The organism is Cryobacterium sp. 10I5, assembly GCF_035019865.1.
GTDB lineage: Bacteria > Actinomycetota > Actinomycetes > Actinomycetales > Microbacteriaceae > Cryobacterium > Cryobacterium breve_A.
The window spans coordinates 1-18,573 of record NZ_JASJVI010000083.1 but is presented as its reverse complement, the minus strand read 5'-3'; the positions used below and the strand labels follow the sequence as shown (position 1 = coordinate 18,573).

Below are 18,573 nucleotides of genomic sequence, written 5' to 3'. Positions count from 1 at the left end.
GCCGCATCCCGCGCCAACCCCAGACTCACATTCAACTCCACCTGCCGCACCCGCAACCGATCCGCATCCCGCACCGCAAACAGCAGGCGCAGGGCGCCGGCCATCACGGTCACCACCGCGGTGCCGATCGAGAAGTACGAGAGGGAGGTGAATTGGTTAACGAGGGCCACCGCGAGGGCGCCGAGGGTGAACACCGAGGGAATCGCCAGCACGACAGAGGAACCCGACCCGACCGGCCTCGGTGTGCTCCGAGACCGCCAGGCTGCGGCCACGAGGAGCAGGGCGGCGAGCGGCCAGAGGGTATCGACCGGCGAACCAGGCTGCACCGCCCAGGGAAGGCCGGTCGCCTGGATGAGGTTGCCGACGGCCATCAATGAGAATGCAGATGTGCACAGCACCCAGATCTCACTGGGGCGCCGGCCGAGGGCGGCCGCGGTGCCCACGAGAATGGCGACGAGCACGAGTGGAGCGACCGCGTAGACGAGGAACAGCAGGCTGGCGACGGTGATCGCGTCGGCAGCGCGATAGAAGAGCGCCGATGCGATCGATAGCATTCCGAGGCTCGCAATCACGCCGTCCAGCCACACAGAGGCCGTTGACGGCGGCAGCCGTTTCCGCACAAGCAGGACGAGTCCGGCGAAAGCCAGCCCGAAGAACGCTGCGTCGAATGCGAAGGCGAGCATATCCAGCACGTCGGCGGCGGGCCGGTCCGTGGCGGCCGCCGCAGCGCCGGCCGCGTCCGACAGCGAGACGGCGTACAGGGCGCCGGCAATCGAACCCCAGGCCGTGCGCTCGATCGGGCGCAGGACCACTCGAGCCGTGACCACCGTCGCGGCACCGAGTTCGAGCGCTATGAAGAACCAGCTGTCGAGCCACCCGGGGCGGGCAGGGCCGGTCACGAGGAACGTCGACGCGGCGTATGCGATGATTCCGGCAAGGATTGCCACAAATGCGACCCTGATCCATCCCGGGGCGTCGGGCAGGAGAGAAGCGACGCTGGCGGGCCCGCGCTGTGCCACCTGAATCGACCTCTCGTCCGGGTCGTCGCCCCGGCGCCCGCCCGTGCATACACTGGCCATTCTCAGCGCAGGTCCGGAGCAGATGACGACGGACGTCAACTGCTACTTACAGTGCAGCATTGCATGCAATTTATCAACTGGGAGCGGCGCCTGCCTCGGGGCTCCCTGCGCACCAGCGCAGCCGGACCGATCAGCCGTGCAGGTCCCGCACGACGGCGTCGAGGGCGTTCACGGTGAGGGACACGGATTCGACGTCGATCCGCTCGTCGTTGCCGTGGAAGAGCTGGCGGAACATGCCGTAGTCCCAGCGCCGGCTGAGCAGGGCGAAACCGTACGCGGGGATGCCGCGGCGGCGGTAGAACCGGGCGTCTGAACCGCCGACGCTCAGCATCGGCAGCAGGTCGGCGTTCGGGTATGCACGGCGGGCGGCCGCCCCGAGGGCGTCGTAGAGCGGTGTGTCGATCGGAGAGCGGGTCGCGGCTTCGAACCCCTCGCCCTCGATCGTCACGTCGGCCATGAGCTCGCCGAGCGCCTCGCGGAGGTACGCGTCGACATCCGCCGCCGCGATGCCGGGCAGCACCCGGATGTCGAGGGTCACCGTCGCGAGCGCGGGAATGACGTTGTCCTTGTCGCCGGCCCGCACGACGTTCGGTGAGATGGTCGTGTGGGTCGAGGCATGCGCGAAACCGGCGAGGGTGCCGAGTTCGTGCAGGGCGTCGATGATGCGCACGGGGTCGAGAAGCCGCGCGGCGAGCGCCGGGTCGAGGTCGAGAGCGGCCACGTAACGGCGCCAGTCCGCGGTGATCTGCACGGGCGCGTGGTACCGGGCGAGCCGGTGCACCGCATCCGCCGCGATGATGGCGGCGTTACGGGCACCCCAGGGGGCCGAACCGTGGCCGGGGGTGCCGTGCACGATGAGGCGACGGCCGGCGATGCCCTTCTCGCCGATCGTCGTGGAGATGGAGGGTGTGCTGCCGACGGGCACGCCGCCGGACTCGGTGAGGACGAAGTCGGCGTCGATCAGGTCGAGGCGGTTCTCGGTGAGCCATTCGACACCCAGGCCGCTTCCGGCCTCTTCGTCGGCGACCGCAGCGAAGACGAGGTCGCCCCGGGGGCGGAACGAACCGGTCGCGATAGCGCGTGTGACGGCGGCGTAGCTCGCGGTGAGGCAGAGCATGTCGAGGGCGCCGCGACCCCAGATCTCGCCGTCGACGATCTCCGCCGCGAACGGGTCGCGGCTCCAGCCGGCCTCGTGCACGGGAACGACGTCGAGGTGACCGACGAGGGCGAGGGACGGGGCGCCCGGTTCCGTTCCGCGGATGCGGGTGATCAGGGAGGCCCGGCCGGGGTGCGGTTCGACGACCTCGAGGTCGAGGCCGGAGCCGGCGAAGAAGCCCTCGAGGGTGCGCACGCTGCGGATCTCGCCGCCGGAATCCGCTGTGCCGTCGTTGACGCACGCGTTGCGGATCAGGTCGCGCAGCAGGTCGACGGTGGCGCGGGTGAGCGCGTCTGTGGGGATCGTGTTGCCGGGGTGCGTGCTGCGGGGAAGGATGCTGCCGGGGAGGATGCTGCCGGGGAGGGAGTTGTCGGCGATGGTGCGGTCCTTTCGACAGGTGCCCACACTCTACCCGAGCGGATGTGGGACCCGGCTGCCCGGCTCAGCTCAGCTCAGGCGGCGATGCGGCCGGCCGCTTCGATCGCCGCGAGCTGACGCTCGAGGCTCCTCAGCAGCAGCCGGAGCTGGTCGGCGGGAGCGTCGGGGGCCTCCGGGTGCCACTGCACGCCGGTGATCGGCGCGAATTCGTGTTCGACGGCCTCGATGAGTCCGTCGGGGGCGACCGCTGCGGCGAGGAGGCCGGTGCCGAGGCGGTCGACGCTCTGGTGGTGGGCGCTCTGCACGGCGGCGAACGCGCCGCCGAGGCTGTCGGCGAGCACGGTGCCCTCGAGCAGCTCGACGGTGTGCTCACGGAGGATCCGGTCGATCGGAACGTCGACGTTGCGGTGGATGCCTTCGTCGAGGTGCTGCACGATGCTGCCGCCGAGGGCGACGTTGATGATCTGGAGGCCGCGGCAGATGCCGAGCAGCGGGGTGCCGCGTTCGAGGGCCCGGCGCACGAGCGCAAGCTGGCCGTCGTCGGCGACCGGGAAGTGCAGGGTCTCTTCCGGGTACCCGGAGACGCCGCCGTAGAAGCGCGGGGTGATGTCTTCCCCGCCGAGGATGACGATCGCGTCGGCATCCGCTGTCGCGGCGAGCAGGGTGGCGATGGTCATGTCGGCCGCGGCGAGGCGGGTGACGGCCCAGCCGCCCTGTTCGGCTGCGGCCACGACGGTTCCGTTGAGCACCTGGACCTTGGCGTGGTACGCGGGCCGGTCCGGGCGGCTTCCGGTGACCTCGACGACCGCGAGGCGCGGGGCGGTGGTCTCGGCCATGCTGCCCTCCAGGCTGTTTCATCGTGTGCGGTGTTCCCAGTGTGGGCACTGCCGGCTCCGGACGCGAACGGGGCCGTCACAGTCCGCAACAGAAGGTTCGTAGACGGGTAGGTCTGGCCGTTCTATGCTCGGGCACGAGGGCACCGGGCACCCGACCTCGCTTGCGATTCCCGCGCCGAAGGAGGCGAGTCCATGCGGTCACGACGGCTGCTGTTCCTGGGAGTCGTCCTCGCGGTCGTGGGCCTCGGGGCGGGGCCAGAGACCCCGGTCTACGCCGAGGATCCCCCGAGCTTCGGGTCTAGCCACATCGTCGACACGGTCGGGGCTCTCGGCTCCCGCACCGGAGAGGTGACCGCCGCTCTCGACCGGCTCTACGCGGAGACCCGCACCGACCTGTTCGTCGCCTACGTCGACAGCTTCAGCGGCGTCGCCGACCGGCAGCAGTGGGCGGACCAGACCGCAGACGAGAACGGGCTCGGCACCAACGACGTGCTGCTCGCCGTCGCAACAAGCGACCGCCAGTACCAGCTCTCGGTCGCGCAGAATTCGACCCTGACGGATGCGCAGCTGCTGGAGGTCGAAACCGTCGCGATCGAGCCGGCCCTGCGGGTGAATGACTGGGCGGGGGCGGCGATCGGCGCCGCGAACGGCTTCGCTGCGACGATCGGCGGGCAACCGGTTCCGGTGCCCTCTCTCACCCCCGGCACGGCGAATCCCCGCGGTGGGGGTTCCGGCGGCGGTCTCCTCACGGTGATCCTCGTGGCCCTCGTTGTCTTCATCGCGATCGTCGTGGGCGCGATCGTGTTCTTCGCCAGAAGAGGGCGGCGCACGGTGGCAGCCGTACCCGGTGCCCCCGCTGGGCCTGCCGCCCTGTCCACCGAGGAACTTTCCCGGCGTGCGGCGACCGCCCTCGTCCAGACGGATGACGCCGTGACGTCGAGCGAGCAGGAGCTCGGCTTCGCCCTCGCCCAGTACGGCCAGGAGGCCACGGAGGCATTCCGCACCGCCCTCGACTCCGCGAAGGCCGCGCTCCGGGCCGCGTTCACCCTGCAGCAGAAACTCGACGACGCCGTCCCCGACACAGAGGAGCAGCGCCGGGACTGGTTCGTCGCCATCCTCGACGGCTGCGAGCAGGCCAACACGACTCTCGACGATCAGGCCGCCGACCTCGCCGCGCTGCGCCAGCTGGAGAAGAACGCTCCGGCCGCCGCGGCATCCGCCACCAGCAAAGCCGACGCCGGCGAGAGCAGGATCGCGCCGGCCGCCGCCCGCCTCACCGAGCTCGCCGGCCGGTACACCCCGGCCGCGCTCGGCACCGTTGCCGACAACGCCGACCAGGCCAGGGAGCGGATCACCTTCGCGCGCACCGCACTGTCGGAGGCCGGCAAGCGGATCGAGAGCGACCCTCCGGGAGCCGCCGTCGGGATCCGCGCCGCCGAGGAGTCCATCGACCAGGCCGGACTGCTGCTCGACGCCGTCGACCGGCTCGGAACCGACCTGTCCGCCGCGGCGGACCGGATCTCGGCGACGCTCGCTGAGCTGCAGGGGGATCTCGCGGCGGCTCGCGCACTCCCCGCCGTCCCCGCCGACGTCATCGCCGACACCGAACGCGTCGTCGCCGAGGTCTCCGCCCGGCTCGGCGCCGGACCGATCAACCCGCTCGAGCTGCTCAGCCGGCTCGAGGCGACCAACGCGCGCATGGATGCCGCGTTGCAGGGGGTGCGGGACGCTGCAGCCCAGGCGCAACGCACCGCGGCCGCGCTCGACCAGGCCCTGCTCTCCGCACACGGCCAGGTCTCGGCGGCGGAGGATTTCATCACGGCACGCCGCGGCGCGGTCGGCGCGGAGGCGCGCACCCGGCTCGCCGAGGCCGGGCGGCTGCTCGCCCAGGCCGACGGGATCCGCGCCACCGACCCGGTCTCCGCCCTCTCCGCGGCGCAGCGCTCCGGCTCACTCGCCGCGGAGTCGACCACCCTGGCGCGAGCGGATGTCGACGGTTTCGCGGGCTTTACGGGCGGCGGTCCCGGCCGCGGTACCGGTTTCGGAGTCGGCGGCGGGAACGGCGGCGGGACCGGCTCAGGCACGCTCGGCGCCGTTCTCGGCGGCATCCTGATCAGCTCGGTACTCTCCGGCAACCGCGGCGGCGACCTCTTCGGCGGCGGCCCCTTCGGTGGTTCGCGTGGGCGGGGCGGTGGCGGCGGATTCGGCGTGCCGGGCGGTTTCGGCGGCGCGGGCACCCGGTCCCGCCGCGGCGGCGGCGGGAGGTTCTGACCCCACTCATCCCGTACAGCGGAAGCACACGGACACGCGCCACACTGGACCAGCCCGCAGAATCACTCGAAAGGACACTGTCATGACCAAGCAATCCATCTTCGGCCGCATCGCACAACTGGCCAAGGCGAACATCAACTCCCTGATCGACTCGGCAGAAGACCCGAAACTCATGCTCGACCAGATGGTGCGCGACTACAGCAACAGCATCTCGGATGCCGAGGGCGCCATCGCGGAGACGATCGGCAACCTGCGCCTCCTCGAGGACGACCACCGGGAGGACGTCGAGGCTGCTGCGGAGTGGGGCGGCAAGGCACTCGCCGCGAGCCGCAAGGCCGACGAATTGCGCGCAGCGGGCAACACCGTCGACGCCGACAAGTTCGACAACCTCGCCAAGGTCGCACTCGGCCGCCAGCTGCAGTCCGAGAAGGAAGCGAAGGCCGCCGAGCCGCAGATCGCCTCCCAGACCACCGTCGTCGACCAGCTCAAGAGCGGTCTCAACGCGATGAAGGAGAAGCTCGGCCAGCTGTCCGCCAAGCGTGACGAGCTCATCGCCCGGTCGAAGACGGCCGCCGCCCAGACCAAGGTCATGGACGCCGTCAAGAGCATCGACATCATGGACCCCACGAGCGAGGTCAGCCGGTTCGAGGACAAGATCCGCCGCGAGGAGGCCAAGGTACGCGGAGCGAACGAGCTCGCCGCATCGAGCCTCGACGCCCAGTTCGAAAGCCTCGAAGACCTCGGCGAACTCACTGAGGTCGACGCCCGCCTCGCCGCCCTCAAATCCTCGAGCGCGAGCGAGATCGAGAAGTAGCCCACGGCGCTAAACCGCCGAGAGGGCACACTTTTGAGTTCCGAGAACGCGCGTTTGGCCTCGCGCGCGACAACCCGCGAGGCGCATACTGGAGTATGGCTCCCTCCTTCGTTGTCGTGCCGCAATGGCAGGGTTCGGTTTCGCCGCGCGCGATGCGCCTCAGCGATGGTGCGGAGGCGATCCGGGGTGATCTTCCGTCCTCCGCAACCGTCGAAGTCCCGGTTCCGGTTGAGGCCGGCGACGCACAGGACACCGGGATCGACCGGTTCTCGAGCCTGGTGATGGTGCGGGAGCGCCTCACCCGGGCGCTGCGCGACTGCGTCACTCCCGTCCTCACGATCGGCGGCGAGTGCGGCGTCTCGCTCGCGGCCGTCGGCCACGCCTCGGCGCGGCATCCGGGCGGCCTCGCTGTGGTGTGGCTCGACGCCCACCCCGACCTGCACACCCCCGAGTCATCGCCCTCCGCAGCTTTCGGCGGCATGGTGCTCCGGGCGATCGCCGGCGAGGGCGTCGAAGGGCTCGTGCTCGACGCGGACGAACGGGTGCCGTTCGACCGGATCGTGGTCGCGGGAGCCCGCGACATCGACCCGGCGGAGGCCGAACTCATCGCTGCTGCGGGCATCCGCAGCCTGTCGATCGAGGAGCTCGAGACGCCGGACGGCATTCTCGCCGCCGTCCGCGCGACCGGGGCGACCGCGTTCTACCTGCACCTCGACCTCGACGTGCTCGACCCCTCCGTGCTGACCGGGCTCGCGAACCTGCTGCCCTTCGGACTGAGCGTCGAGACCCTCGGTCGCACGATCACCGCCCTGCGGGCCGAGTTCGAGCTCGCCGGCGCCACGATCGCGGGCTTCGCGCCCGCCTCCCCCGAGGCCGCGAACGACGACCTGCCGAGCATCCTGCGCATCATCGGCGCCCTCACCCGCTGAGTTGCCCGGCGTCGCGCAGAATCGTGTCACGCAGAATCGGAGATTTTTCCGACACTCCGTGAACGCGGGCAGCGGATGCCGCGAGTCGCGCAAAACTCCGACGTTGCGTTGTTCCCCACCGCGGGCAACGCGCCGAAACTCAACAGCACCGCGACCCGACAGCACAAGGAAGGCATCCGTGAGCGAGCAGCGCAGCACCGAACAGAGCCGAAACCAGTACGACCCCGCCGAACAGGCACCCCGGGTGCTGACCGAACGGCGCGGGCACGTGCTCCTGATCGGACTGAACCGGCCGGAGAAGCGCAACGCCGCCGACCTCGCGATGCTGCAGCAGCTGTCCCTGGCCTACGGCGAGCTCGACCGCGACCCCGAACTCCGGGTCGGCCTCGTCTACGCCGTCGGCGAGCACTTCACGGCCGGCCTCGACCTCGCCGACATCGGCCCGCGCCTCGGCCCGGACGGCATCGACATGGTGCCGCACGGCGGGATCAACCCCTGGCAGGTCGACGGCCGAGCGGTCTCGAAGCCGGTGGTGATGGCCGTGCAGGGCACCTGCCTCACGCTCGGGATCGAGCTCATGCTCGCGAGCGAGATCTCGGTCGCGGCCGCCTCGACGCGGTTCGGGCAGATCGAGGTGGCCCGCGGCATCCTGCCTTTCGGAGGAGCCACGATCCGTTTCCCGCGCGCGGTCGGCTGGGGCAATGCGATGCGCTGGATCCTCACCGGCGACATGTTCGACGCCGCGGAGGCCCTGCGGATCGGCCTCGTTCAGGAGGTCGTCCCCGACGGCACCGAGTTCGACCGGGCCTTCGAGCTCGCCGGCCGGATCGCCGCCCAGGCCCCGCTCGCGGTGCAGGCGACCCTCGCGAACGCACGCGATGCCGTGCGCCTCGGCGATGCCGTGGCCGAGGCCGGGCTGCAACCGGCCCTCGGCGTGCTCGCCGCGAGCGAGGATGCCCGGATCGGCATGGAAGCGTTCCGCACCCGCACCGCGGCGAAATTCGTGGGGCGCTGACCCACGTGACTCATCGACGACAGGAGACACCATGAACGATAAGACCACGACCTACGACGTCATCGTGATCGGCGGCGGTGCCGTCGGCGAGAACGTCGCGGACCGCACCGTCCAGGGCGGGCTGAGCACCGTCATCGTCGAGAGCGAACTCGTCGGCGGCGAGTGCTCGTACTGGGCGTGCATGCCGTCCAAGGCCCTGCTGCGGAGCGGAGCGGCCCTCTCCGCCGCGCGCCGGGTCGGCGGCGCCGCCGAGGCCGCGACCGGTGAGCTCGACGTCGCCGCCGTGTTGCGTCGCCGGGACTCGTTCACGAGCAACTGGTCGGATGACGGCCAGGTCGGCTGGCTCGACTCCGCGGGAATCGCCCTTGTCCGCGGGCACGCCCGCTTGAGCGGCGTGCGCGAGGTGACCGTGACCGGCCCGGACGGAACGACGACCGTGCTCACCGCCCGGCACGCCGTCGTGGTGAGCACGGGGTCATCCGCCGTGCTGCCCGACATTCCAGGGATCGGCACCGTCGACCCCTGGACCAGCCGGGAGGCCACGAGCGCCCAGCACGTGCCGGAGAGCCTCGCCGTGATCGGCGGCGGTGTCACCGCGGCCGAAATGGCCACGGCGTACACGTCGCTCGGTGCCCGGGTCACGCTCATCGTGCGCCACTCCCTCCTCGGCAAGGAGGAACCGTTCGCCGGCGAACTCGTCATCGAGGCGCTGCGTGCGGCGGGAGCGACGGTCCTGACCGGGGAGGCTCCCGTTCTCGCGATGCGCGCGGCCGACGGCAACGTCGTGCTCACCCTCGCGAGCGGCGGAACCGTCACCGCGACCGAGGTCCTTGTCGCGACGGGTCGCGCACCGCGTACCGACGACCTCGGGCTGGAGTCCGTCGGTCTTCCCGACGGCGGCTGGCTGACCGTCGATGACACCCTGCTCGTTCAGGGCGACGCGGCGGACCTCGCCGGCGACTGGCTGTACGCGACCGGCGACGTCACGCACCGGGCGCTGCTCACCCACCAGGGCAAGTATCAGGCGCGCGCGGCGGGCGACGTGATCGTCGCCCGCGCCTCCGGCCGGGCCGTCGACGACGCGCCCTGGGGCACCCACGTCGCCACCGCAGACCACTCCGCGGTCCCCCAGGTGACGTTCACCGATCCCGAGGTCGCCTCGGTCGGGCTCACCCAGGCGGCGGCGGAGAAGGCGGGCTTCCGGATCCGGGTGCTCGACTATGCGATCGGAAACGTCGCCGGGGCGAGCCTGCAGGCCGACGGGTACACCGGCAAGGCCAGGGCCATCGTCGATCTCGACCGGGAAGTGCTCATCGGCGTGACGTTCGTGGGCCAGGACGTCTCCGAGCTCCTGCACGCCGCGACCATCGCCGTCGTCGGCGAGGTCCCGATCGCCCGGCTCTGGCACGCTGTGCCGGCGTACCCCACGATGAGCGAAGTCTGGCTGCGCCTGCTGGAGGCATACGGCCGGCCGTAGCCGGGCATCCGCTGCCCGCTGCCGCGCGATTGTTGCCGCTGCGGACACCTGCGCCTCGCGCGCCGGCCACAGTTGTCCGTTTCGGCACCAGTCGCCGACAGGCACCACCCGTGCATCCTCGCGACGGTTGGTTCTCGGGCGCTCTCAGTGCCGGTCAGGCGGCATACGCTTGGTTCATGCGCCGGATCCTCTTCGATTCGTCCCTCAGCAGGGCCGGATATCTCTATGCGACGGCTGTCGGTCTGGTCTGGGGCGGGCTCCTCAGCACAGGGCGCGTCGAGCGCCGCGGCGGCCTGATCGTGTTCCGCGGCCTGCCGGACTGGGCCTTCGGTCGCGGCGGGTCCTGCGTCGGCGGTTGTTACCTCACCAGGGACAACGTCTCAGACGCGATCCTCGAACACGAGGCCGTGCACAAGCGCCAGTGGCAGCACTACGGCATGCTGTTCCCGCTGTTCTACAGCGCCGCCGGCCGCAACCCACTCACCAACCGTTTTGAAATCGAGGCCGGCCTGGACAAGGGCGGCTACCTGGCCAAAGGGAAGTCATGACAGAAAAGTCCGAAGCATCCGCACCGTCCGCTCGCACGATCATCATCACCGGGGGCAGCGACGGCATCGGCGCGGCCGCGGCCCGCGCACTGAGCCGCACCGGGGCATCCGTCGTCATCGTGGGACGCTCGGCGGCCAAGACCGCCGCCGTCGCCGCACCGCTCGGCGCCGACTCGTTCACCGCAGACTTCGCCAGCCTCGACGAGGTGCGCTCTCTCGCCGCGACCCTCCTCGACCGCTACCCGCGCATCGACGTGCTCGCGAACAACGCCGGCGGCATCATGGGCAAGCGGGAGCTCACCGTCGACGGCCACGAGAAGACCTTCCAGGTCAACCACCTCGCGCCGTTCCTGCTCACGACGCTCCTCACCGACCGGCTGCTGGAGAGCCACGCCCGGGTGATCAACACCGCGAGCGTGGCGAACAGCGTCTACGCCCGCTTCGACATCGACGACCTCGACGGGAACCGGAAGTACTCGCCCAACCGGGCATACGGCAACGCCAAGCTCGCCAACATCCTCTTCACCCGCGAGCTGAACCACCGCTACCACGAGCAGGGCATCACCACCGCGGCATTCCACCCCGGCGTCGTCGCGACCAGCTTCTCCTCGAACTCGACGAGCGTGATGCGCTTCCTCTACCAGACCCCACTCAAGCGGATGCTGATCACCCCGGAGCAGGGCGCGGACACCCTGGTCTGGCTCGCCACGGCGCCCCTGGACGAGTGGATCTCCGGCGAGTACTACGACAAGCGCCTGGTCGCGAAGGCGAACACGCTGGCATACGACCCGGCGCTCGCCGCCGCCCTCTGGGAGCGCAGTGCGGCGATGGTGGCTGCGGCTGCCCAGGCCGCACCCACCCTCGAATAGCCGTTACGGCATCCGCCCGTTTACTCCGAGTACTGGTTGATCCGAGCCGTTTACTCGGAGTAGCCGGCGGATGCCTCGGCGAGCATGTCCGCCTCTGCCCACGTCGCAAGGTTCGCGCGCAGTGCCGCACCGAGCGTGGCGTCGACGCTCGTCCAGTACCAGATCGCGCGCTCGGTGACCTCTGCGCGCTGCACGCCGCTGATCGCGCCCGTGATGGTGTCGAGGAAGCGGGCCTTGGCCGCATCGTCGAACACGTCGCGGTAGAGCGTCCCGGCCTGGCCGAAGTCGCTGTCCTCGCTGCGCAGCACGGCGGCGGCACGGAGCAGCTCACCGTCGTTCTCCCAGCTGCCCTCGCCCGCGAGCAGCGGGTCGGCCACTGGGCCGCCGAGCGAGTTCGGCGCGTAGTTCGGGGCCTCTGGGGCGTTGAAGTGGTGCCTGCCGGCGCCGTCCTGCGAGTAGCCGTTCACCGGGGCGGCGTGCGGGGCGTTGACGGGCAACTCGGCGTAGTTCGTGCCGACCCGGTATCGCGCGGCGTCCGGGTAGGAGAAGATGCGCGCCATCAGCATCTTGTCGGGGCTCGCCGCGATGCCGGGCACGAAGTTGGCCGGCGAGAACGCGGCCTGCTCGATCTCGGCGAAGAAGTTCTGCGGGTTGCGGTTGAGCGTGTGCACACCCACCTCGATGAGCGGGTAGTCGGCGTGCGGCCAGACCTTGGTCAGGTCGAAGGGGTTGAAGCGGTAGGTCTTGGCGTCCTCGTACGGCATGATCTGCACCGAGACGGTCCAGGACGGGAAGTTACCTGCCTCGATCGCGTCGTGCAGGTCGCGGCGGTAGTAGTCGGCGTCTGCGCCGGCGATGAGCTCGGCCTCCGAGCCCTCCATCTCGACGTTGCCCTGGTTGGAAGTGAAGTGGTACTTGACCCAGAACCGCTCGCCTGCGGCGTTGATCCACTGGTAGGTGTGCGAGCCGAAGCCGGGCATCTCGCGCCAGGAGCGCGGCAGGCCGCGGTCGCCCATCAGGTAGGTGACCTGGTGCGCGGACTCCGGGGAGAGGGTCCAGAAGTCCCACTGCATCGTGGCATCGCGCAGGCCGGAGCCCGGAAGGCGCTTCTGGGAGTGGATGAAGTCGGGGAACTTGATGCCGTCGCGGATGAAGAACACCGGGGTGTTGTTGCCGACGATGTCGTAGTTGCCCTCGGTCGTGTAGAACTTGACCGAGAAGCCCCGCACGTCGCGCCAGGTGTCCGGGCTGCCCTGCTCGCCGGCGACGCTCGAGAAGCGCTGAAGCGTCTCGGTGCTCGTGCCGGGCTGGAAGACCGCGGCGCGGGTGTACGCCGAGACGTCGCCGGTGACCTCGAACACGCCGTGCGCTCCGCCGCCCTTGGCGTGCACGATGCGCTCCGGGATGCGCTCGCGGTTGAACTGCGCGAGCTTCTCGACGAGGTAGCGGTCGTGCAGGGCCGCGACGCCCTCCGTGCCGACGGTGAGGGAATGCTCGTCGCTCGCGACGGGGGTTCCGGTCTGGGTGGTGGTCGGCTTGATCTGCCCGGTGTTCGACTCGCTGTTGGACTCGGTGGTCATGCTGCTCCTTTGTTCGACTACATGTGCACTGCGAAAGTGTGGGGTGGGTGGGCTGTCTCTGGCGCTGCGGCTACGCGGTCGCGGCCTGGCAATCGGGGCAGAGCCCCCAGTACGTGACCTCTGCAGCGTGCACGGCGAAACCGCCCGTGTCGCTCGGCTCGAGGCACGGCGCCGCGCCGACGGCGCAGTCCACGTCCTGCACGGCGGCGCACCGTGAGCAGATCACGTGATGGTGGTTGTCGCCGACCCGGCGCTCGTAGAGCGCCGGCGACCCGGACGGTTCGATCCGGCGGGTGAGACCCGCGGAGGTGAAGGCTGCAAGTACCCCGTAGACCGCCTGCAGCGAGGTGCCGGGAAGCTCGAGCCTCACAGCGGCGAAGAGCCGTTCGGCGCTCGTGTGCGGCGAATCGTCGAGGGCCCGCAGCACGGCGAGGCGAGGTGAGGTGACCTTGAGTCCCGATCGACGGATGCTGTCGCCGAGCTGCTCGTGCTCGCCCGGCCCGGAAATGCCCGGGTTGCTGTTGGGCGTCCCGGTCGTCGTCATGCCCTCACGCTAACAGTTGTTTTGATTTCCTCAAAACAATTCACGGGATGTTCAGGAAGCGGGGGTCAGGCAGTGGGGGTCAGGATCGGGGGGCGGTCTCGCCGTCGCCATCGGCGCCGCCGGTCAGGGCGCCGCGGTAGACGTCGAGCACGCGGGACAGGAAGCCCGCGATCACCGCGCGCTCTTCCGCCGGGAGGTCACGGGTGACCGTGGCGACTCCCCCGATCACGGGCATGAGCGCCCCGACGGCCTTCTCGACCGATTTTGCTGAGGGGAGGACCACGACCTTTCGCCGGTCCGATGTGTGCGCCTCTCTCCGGGCATGCCCGAGTGCGACGAGCCGGTCGACTACGAGGGTGGTCGCGGCCGTCGAGATGTCGAGCCGCCGCGAGAGTTCGCTCGGCGTGAGCGAACCGGCGCTGATCAGGTGTTCCATCGCGGACAAGTCGGTCGGGTTGACCGCAAGGGCCTGGCCGACCTGCCGCTCGAACGCCCGCGACAGCACCACGAATTCCCGCAGCTGCGTGCCGATCTCGCCGGAATAAGGCAGGCCGATGTCGTTGTCGCCGACCAGCGGCTGGACGGCATCCGCCGCGGAACCGGTCGGCGCACTCGCCGGGGGCGTGGACTTGCGAGGCTCTGCCATGACGGCCATACTAGTCCTGACATTGCTAGGATGCTTAGCAATCAGGACTCTTGGAGGAAAAGTGCTCGGGATTGTGCGCATCATCACAGGTCGGAGAACGGCCTGGGTGGTCCTCGTCGGCGCAATCATCGCCGTCGGACTGCTGTTCGCACTGCTGCCGAAGAGCGCCGGGAACGACTTCCCGACCTCCGGGCTGCCCACGTCGAGCCAGGCTGCGAGGGTCGACGCCCTGCTCGCCGACTTCCCCTCGGCGAAGCAGACCTCGGCGATCATCGTCTGGAGCCGCGGCGGCGCAGACGCGACCGGCGCAGAGAGCGCACTGACCGAAGCGGACAAGTCCGCGATCACCGCGCGGGCCGCCGAACTGGGCGCGCTTTCGACCGCACCCCGGGCGACGACACCCCGGTTCAGCGACGACGGACTCGCGGCGATCAGCGTCGTGCCGCTCGAGGCCGCCGCCGTCAGCGCCGACGTGAAGGGCACGGCCACGGACATCCGCGCGGCCGCCTCGAGCGACCTGCCCGCCGGCCTGAGTTCCTACGTGACCGGGCCGGTCGGGTTCCAGGCCGACATCTCGAACGCCTTCGCGGGCGCCGATTTCCGGCTGCTGCTCGTGACCGTGATCGTCGTCGCGGTACTGCTGATCATCACCTACCGCAGTCCCGTGCTCTGGATCGTGCCGCTCGTGGTCGTCGGGCTCGCCGACGGGCTCGCCGGCGTCGTCGTGAGCGCCCTCGCCGGACCGTTCGGCATCACCCTGGATGCGAGCGTCTCCGGCATCCAGTCCGTGCTCGTCTTCGGTGCGGGCACCAACTACGCGCTGCTGCTCGTCGCCCGCTACCGCGAGGAACTGCTGCACACCGAGAGCAGGAATGAGGCGATGCGGATCGCCGTGCGGAGCGCAGGCCCCGCGATCGCCGCGAGCGGCGGGACCGTCGCGCTGAGCCTCCTGACCCTGCTCTTCGCCGAGCTCTCCGGCAACCGCGCGCTCGGCTTCGCCTGTGCGATCGGCGTCGTCATCGCGATCCTGTTCGCCCTCATCGTGCTTCCCGCCGCACTCGTCGTCTGCGGCCGCGGCCTGTTCTGGCCGTTCGTCCCCCGCTACGACCCTGCCTCGCCCCGCGTGCACACCGGATTCTGGTCCCGGCTCGGCCGCGGCGTCGCCCGGCGCCCCGTTGCGATCATCGTCGCATCCGCCCTCGGACTCGGCGCCCTCAGTCTCGGGCTGGTCGGGGCATCCGTCGGGCTCTCGCAGGCCGACCAGCTGCTCGGCAACCCCGAATCGGTACAGGCGCAGGCCATCGTCGACGCCTCGTTCTCGTCGGGGCTCACGAGCCAGACCGTCGTGCTTGCGCCGGATGCATCGGCCACGGAGGCCGCGAGCCTCGCCACGGCAACACCGGGCGTCGCCACGGTGCAGCCGGGCGAGAGCGCGAACGGGCGCACCCGGCTCAACCTCCAGCTCTCGAGCGAACCGGGAAGTGAGACGACGTTCGCGACCATTACCGCGCTGCGCACCACGTACGCGGATGCCGGCGGCGCTGTCGCTGATTCCCTCGTCGGCGGCACGGACGCGACGGCCCTCGACACCCGCACGAGTTCGCAGCGCGACCAGGACCTGATCCTGCCGATGATCCTCGCGATCGTCTTCGGCATCCTTGCCCTGCTGCTCCGCTCTCTCGTCGCCCCTGTCCTGCTGATCCTGAGCGTGCTCGCGACCTTCTTCGCGAGCCTCGGCGCGTCCAACCTGATCTTCCAGAACCTGCTGGGGTTCCCGGCGTTCAACACGAACGTCGTGCTGTTCGCGTTCCTGTTCCTCGTCGCGCTCGGGGTGGACTACAACATCTTCCTCACCACGAGGGCTCGGGAGGAGGCCCGGCTGCACGGCACCCGGGAGGGCATGGTGCGCGCCCTCTCCTCGACCGGAGCGGTCATCACGAGCGCCGGCATCCTCATCGCGGCGGTCTTCGTCGTGCTCGGCGTTCTGCCGGTCGTCGCGCTCGCCCAGATCGGCGTGATCGTCTGCCTCGGCGTCCTCCTCGACACCCTGCTCGTGCGCACCCTCGTGGTTCCCGCGCTCGTGTTCCTCACCGGCGACCGGTTCTGGTGGCCGTCGCGCCCGGCCCTCCGCGAGTAGCACGGTAGCGAGCCCCGGGCGCCGGCAGGCCTCGCGAGTACAGTGTCCGCATGACTGCGGTGCTCGAGCGGATGCTGCCGGCGTGGCTCGTGCGGCATCCGTTGCGGTCTGGCTGGGCCTGGCTGGCCCTCTGGGGCGTCGTGGTCGCCTCAGACGCCCTCTCGCCCTGGATTCCTGACCCGGGCTGGTACGCGGTCGTGCTGCTCGCCGCGCTGCCGGCCCTCGCGGCCACGCTGTGGCTGCTCGCGGCCACGCCGCGCGACCACCTGCCGCCCACGAACGACTCGGTGCTCGGTCACTTTTTCGTGCGGTTCCTCACGCTGTGCGCGGCGTTCCTGGTCTGGGGCGTGTCCGTGGTCGCGAGCTCGTCGATCTCGACGGCGATCCAGGCCGCGGCGAACGACAACGACGCCGAAGTGACCGGGCTCGGCTTCACGCTCTTGCTCGCGGCGATCCCGGTGGTGCTGCTCGTGCTGTGGATGGCCTTCGTCGTGCGGTGCGGCTGGTTCCTGCGGCGGTTGCGCGGCTGGCGCGAGCTGCCCGAGGCGCACGCGGTTCCGGAGGAGTTCCTGCGGACCAGCCCGCGCTTGCGGGCCACGGTCGTGGGGCTCGCCCACCCGGGGCTGCTCCTCGCCGGCGGGCTCGGGGCATCCGTGCTCGCCGTGCTGCTCGGCGGTCCAGAACTCAGCCTGCACCTCGCGCCCTGACCCGGGCCCCGGACTGGGCAGTACGGCTCAGTGGGCGAGCGGGCCGCCGACCTTGGTGAGCAGCGCCTGAAAGGCCCGGGGTGCGCCCCGGAGCTCCGACCGGGCCGTGAGCGCACCGGCGGCATGGAAGGCCTGGGCGACGTTGATGATCTCGTACTGCACGAGCGAACCCTGGTCCTCAGGGAGCACGCGGTACTCGCCGCGGTACCACCAGTCCCCCTGCACGACGATCAGGCGCTCGGCGGGATCGGCCCGGAAATGCCGGTTGATCGCGGCGGCCCCCTCGCTCGGTGCGGGCATCAACGCCGCGAGCAGCCGCACGAACACGGTCTCCGGCGGGGCTTCGAGGTGCCCGGCGAACGACCGCAGCACGGTGTGGCGCTTCGGCAGCTCGAACGAGACGTCAGGGTCGGTCACGGGTTACTTCAGGCTCTTCTGGAGCAGCACGGTGCCGAGCCAGCGGTCGAACTTGAAGCCGACCTTGCCCATCCGGCCGATCTCCTTGAACCCGAAGTCGAGGTGCAGCTTGATCGAGGCGTCGGCGCCCTGGTCGGCGATCACGGCGATGATCTCCTTGAGGCCCGCATCCTTGGAGCGCGTGATGAGTTCGCCGAGCAGCACCCGGCCGAGGCCCTTGCCTGTCGAGGCCGCTCCGAGGTAGATCGAGTTCTCGACGGTGAAGCGGAAGGCGCGCTTCTCCTTCCACGGCGTGACGAGCGCGTAGCCGAGGATCTGACCGGCCGGCGACACGGCCACGATGAAGGGCATGCCGAGCTTGCCGAGGTAGTAGAACTTGCTGCGCCACGCGGCGAGGGTCATCGGGTCGACGTCGAAGGTGACCGTGCTGTTGGCGACGTAGTAGTTGTAGATCTCGCGAATGTAGGGCAGGTCGGTGATCAGCGCGTCCCGCATCGAGTACTCGAACGGAGCCTCGGTCTCCGGCGCCGGGCGCAGGTGCCTGGGCAACTGCCGGCGCGGCTGGTATTCCTCTTCAAGCATGGCTGGCTCCTCACACGGACTTCCAGATTACCCGAGAGTCCAGTCGACGGGCGCTGCGCCCTGCTCGGCGAGGAGCGCGTTCGCGCGACTGAAGGGCCTCGACCCGAAGAAGCCGCGGCGCGCGGACAGCGGGCTCGGATGCGCGGACTCGATCACCGGGGTGTTGCCGAGCAACGGCCGAAGCCTCGCGGCGTCCTTGCCCCAGAGGATCGCGACAAGGGGCGTTCGGCGGGCGACGAGGGCGCGGATGGCCTGGTCCGTGACGGCTTCCCAGCCGTGGCCGCGGTGCGAACCGGGCTCGCCGGCACGCACGGTGAGCACCCGGTTGAGCAGCAGAACCCCCTGGGCCGACCAGGCCGACAGGTCTCCGGTGCGGAGGGTGACCCCGACGTCCGACTGGAGCTCTGCGGCGATGTTCCCGAGGCTCCGCGGCAGGGGCCGCACCGCCGGGTCGACCGCGAAGGCGAGGCCGAGCGGATGCCCCGGCGTCGGATACGGGTCCTGGCCGACCAGGAGCACGCGGACCGCCCGGAACGGTTCACGGAAGGCGCGCAGCACCCGTGCCGGCGCCGGCAGCCAGGGTCGCCC

Annotated in this window: 18 protein-coding genes; 9 read left to right on the top strand and 9 right to left on the bottom strand. The window is 70.3% G+C overall.

Annotated elements, in window-relative coordinates; all coding sequences use genetic code 11:
• The 3 genes from QN350_RS16125 to QN350_RS16115 all read right to left on the bottom strand — a co-directional run.
• Positions 1-947: hypothetical protein (locus QN350_RS16125; protein WP_323516920.1), on the bottom strand; the 947-nt coding region annotated here is incomplete at its 3' end.
• Between the two features lie 262 nt (positions 948-1,209).
• On the bottom strand, positions 1,210-2,640 hold the full coding sequence (locus QN350_RS16120) for a M20/M25/M40 family metallo-hydrolase (protein ID WP_322139124.1): 1,431 nt from the start codon (positions 2,638-2,640) through the stop codon (positions 1,210-1,212).
• Positions 2,641-2,687: 47 nt separating this feature from the next.
• A complete protein-coding gene (locus QN350_RS16115; RefSeq protein WP_322139123.1) occupies positions 2,688-3,449 on the bottom strand; it encodes a gamma-glutamyl-gamma-aminobutyrate hydrolase family protein in 762 nt (253 codons plus the stop codon).
• 192 nt (positions 3,450-3,641) lie between these two features.
• Here QN350_RS16115 and QN350_RS16110 point away from each other — a divergent pair, with 192 nt between their 5' ends.
• From QN350_RS16110 to QN350_RS16080, 7 genes are all read left to right on the top strand, one after another.
• The gene (locus QN350_RS16110) at positions 3,642-5,720 is read left to right on the top strand and encodes a TPM domain-containing protein (RefSeq protein WP_323516919.1); all 2,079 of its coding nucleotides are present in this window, start codon (positions 3,642-3,644) and stop codon (positions 5,718-5,720) included.
• An 82-nt stretch (positions 5,721-5,802) separates the two neighbouring features.
• Positions 5,803-6,534, top strand: a complete 732-nt coding sequence (locus QN350_RS16105) for a PspA/IM30 family protein (protein WP_322139121.1) — start codon at positions 5,803-5,805, stop codon at positions 6,532-6,534.
• Between the two features lie 95 nt (positions 6,535-6,629).
• On the top strand, positions 6,630-7,463 hold the full coding sequence (locus tag QN350_RS16100) for an arginase family protein (protein ID WP_322139120.1): 834 nt from the start codon (positions 6,630-6,632) through the stop codon (positions 7,461-7,463).
• A 178-nt stretch (positions 7,464-7,641) separates the two neighbouring features.
• Positions 7,642-8,478: a crotonase/enoyl-CoA hydratase family protein gene (locus QN350_RS16095; RefSeq protein ID WP_322139119.1), complete on the top strand. Its 837-nt coding sequence runs from the start codon at positions 7,642-7,644 to the stop codon at positions 8,476-8,478.
• 31 nt (positions 8,479-8,509) lie between these two features.
• Positions 8,510-9,955, top strand: coding sequence for an NAD(P)/FAD-dependent oxidoreductase (locus QN350_RS16090; protein WP_322139118.1), 1,446 nt, complete (start codon positions 8,510-8,512; stop codon positions 9,953-9,955).
• A gap of 176 nt (positions 9,956-10,131) precedes the next feature.
• The gene (locus tag QN350_RS16085) at positions 10,132-10,503 is read left to right on the top strand and encodes a Fe-S oxidoreductase (protein WP_322139117.1); all 372 of its coding nucleotides are present in this window, start codon (positions 10,132-10,134) and stop codon (positions 10,501-10,503) included.
• The gene (locus QN350_RS16080) at positions 10,500-11,372 is read left to right on the top strand and encodes an SDR family NAD(P)-dependent oxidoreductase (protein ID WP_322139116.1); all 873 of its coding nucleotides are present in this window, start codon (positions 10,500-10,502) and stop codon (positions 11,370-11,372) included. Before QN350_RS16085 ends, QN350_RS16080 begins: the two co-directional genes overlap by 4 nt.
• A 50-nt stretch (positions 11,373-11,422) precedes the next feature.
• On the opposite strand, the gene QN350_RS16075 is transcribed toward QN350_RS16080, so the two are convergent.
• From QN350_RS16075 to QN350_RS16065, 3 genes are all read right to left on the bottom strand, one after another.
• Complete coding sequence (locus tag QN350_RS16075) at positions 11,423-12,952, bottom strand: catalase (RefSeq protein ID WP_322139115.1); 1,530 nt, start codon at positions 12,950-12,952, stop codon at positions 11,423-11,425.
• Between the two features lie 70 nt (positions 12,953-13,022).
• Positions 13,023-13,496, bottom strand: coding sequence for a Fur family transcriptional regulator (locus tag QN350_RS16070; protein ID WP_322139114.1), 474 nt, complete (start codon positions 13,494-13,496; stop codon positions 13,023-13,025).
• A gap of 79 nt (positions 13,497-13,575) precedes the next feature.
• Positions 13,576-14,142 (bottom strand): MarR family winged helix-turn-helix transcriptional regulator, encoded by a 567-nt coding sequence (locus tag QN350_RS16065; protein ID WP_322139113.1) that lies wholly within the window; start codon positions 14,140-14,142, stop codon positions 13,576-13,578.
• A 61-nt stretch (positions 14,143-14,203) separates the two neighbouring features.
• Between QN350_RS16065 and QN350_RS16060 the strand changes: the two genes are divergently transcribed.
• Together QN350_RS16060 and QN350_RS16055 are read left to right on the top strand one after the other, a co-directional pair.
• Entirely contained in the window at positions 14,204-16,279 is a 2,076-nt protein-coding gene (locus tag QN350_RS16060; protein WP_281534156.1) for an MMPL family transporter, read from the top strand.
• A 50-nt stretch (positions 16,280-16,329) separates the two neighbouring features.
• Positions 16,330-16,986, top strand: a complete 657-nt coding sequence (locus QN350_RS16055; RefSeq protein ID WP_322139112.1) for a hypothetical protein — start codon at positions 16,330-16,332, stop codon at positions 16,984-16,986.
• A 27-nt stretch (positions 16,987-17,013) separates the two neighbouring features.
• Here the strand turns inward: QN350_RS16055 and QN350_RS16050 are convergent, their stop codons facing one another.
• From QN350_RS16050 to QN350_RS16040, 3 genes are all read right to left on the bottom strand, one after another.
• Positions 17,014-17,403, bottom strand: coding sequence for a hypothetical protein (locus tag QN350_RS16050; protein WP_322139111.1), 390 nt, complete (start codon positions 17,401-17,403; stop codon positions 17,014-17,016).
• 3 nt (positions 17,404-17,406) lie between these two features.
• A complete protein-coding gene (locus QN350_RS16045) occupies positions 17,407-17,985 on the bottom strand; it encodes a GNAT family N-acetyltransferase (protein ID WP_134449800.1) in 579 nt (192 codons plus the stop codon).
• 27 nt (positions 17,986-18,012) lie between these two features.
• Positions 18,013-18,573 (bottom strand): uracil-DNA glycosylase (locus QN350_RS16040; RefSeq protein WP_323516918.1); only part of this gene is annotated, 561 nt, incomplete at its 5' end.

What these genes read in the sequence shown, in the direction of transcription:
- QN350_RS16075 (WP_322139115.1), bottom strand. Translation starts at nt 12,952, where the DNA reads ATGACCACCGAGTCCAACAGCGAGTCGAACACCGGGCAGATCAAGCCG.
- QN350_RS16105 (WP_322139121.1), top strand. Translation starts at nt 5,803, where the DNA reads ATGACCAAGCAATCCATCTTCGGCCGCATCGCACAACTGGCCAAGGCG.
- QN350_RS16115 (WP_322139123.1), bottom strand. Translation starts at nt 3,449, where the DNA reads ATGGCCGAGACCACCGCCCCGCGCCTCGCGGTCGTCGAGGTCACCGGA.
- QN350_RS16065 (WP_322139113.1), bottom strand. Translation starts at nt 14,142, where the DNA reads ATGGCAGAGCCTCGCAAGTCCACGCCCCCGGCGAGTGCGCCGACCGGT.
- QN350_RS16100 (WP_322139120.1), top strand. Translation starts at nt 6,630, where the DNA reads ATGGCTCCCTCCTTCGTTGTCGTGCCGCAATGGCAGGGTTCGGTTTCG.
- QN350_RS16090 (WP_322139118.1), top strand. Translation starts at nt 8,510, where the DNA reads ATGAACGATAAGACCACGACCTACGACGTCATCGTGATCGGCGGCGGT.
- QN350_RS16070 (WP_322139114.1), bottom strand. Translation starts at nt 13,496, where the DNA reads ATGACGACGACCGGGACGCCCAACAGCAACCCGGGCATTTCCGGGCCG.
- QN350_RS16080 (WP_322139116.1), top strand. Translation starts at nt 10,500, where the DNA reads ATGACAGAAAAGTCCGAAGCATCCGCACCGTCCGCTCGCACGATCATC.
- QN350_RS16110 (WP_323516919.1), top strand. Translation starts at nt 3,642, where the DNA reads ATGCGGTCACGACGGCTGCTGTTCCTGGGAGTCGTCCTCGCGGTCGTG.
- QN350_RS16045 (WP_134449800.1), bottom strand. Translation starts at nt 17,985, where the DNA reads ATGCTTGAAGAGGAATACCAGCCGCGCCGGCAGTTGCCCAGGCACCTG.
- QN350_RS16055 (WP_322139112.1), top strand. Translation starts at nt 16,330, where the DNA reads ATGACTGCGGTGCTCGAGCGGATGCTGCCGGCGTGGCTCGTGCGGCAT.
- QN350_RS16085 (WP_322139117.1), top strand. Translation starts at nt 10,132, where the DNA reads ATGCGCCGGATCCTCTTCGATTCGTCCCTCAGCAGGGCCGGATATCTC.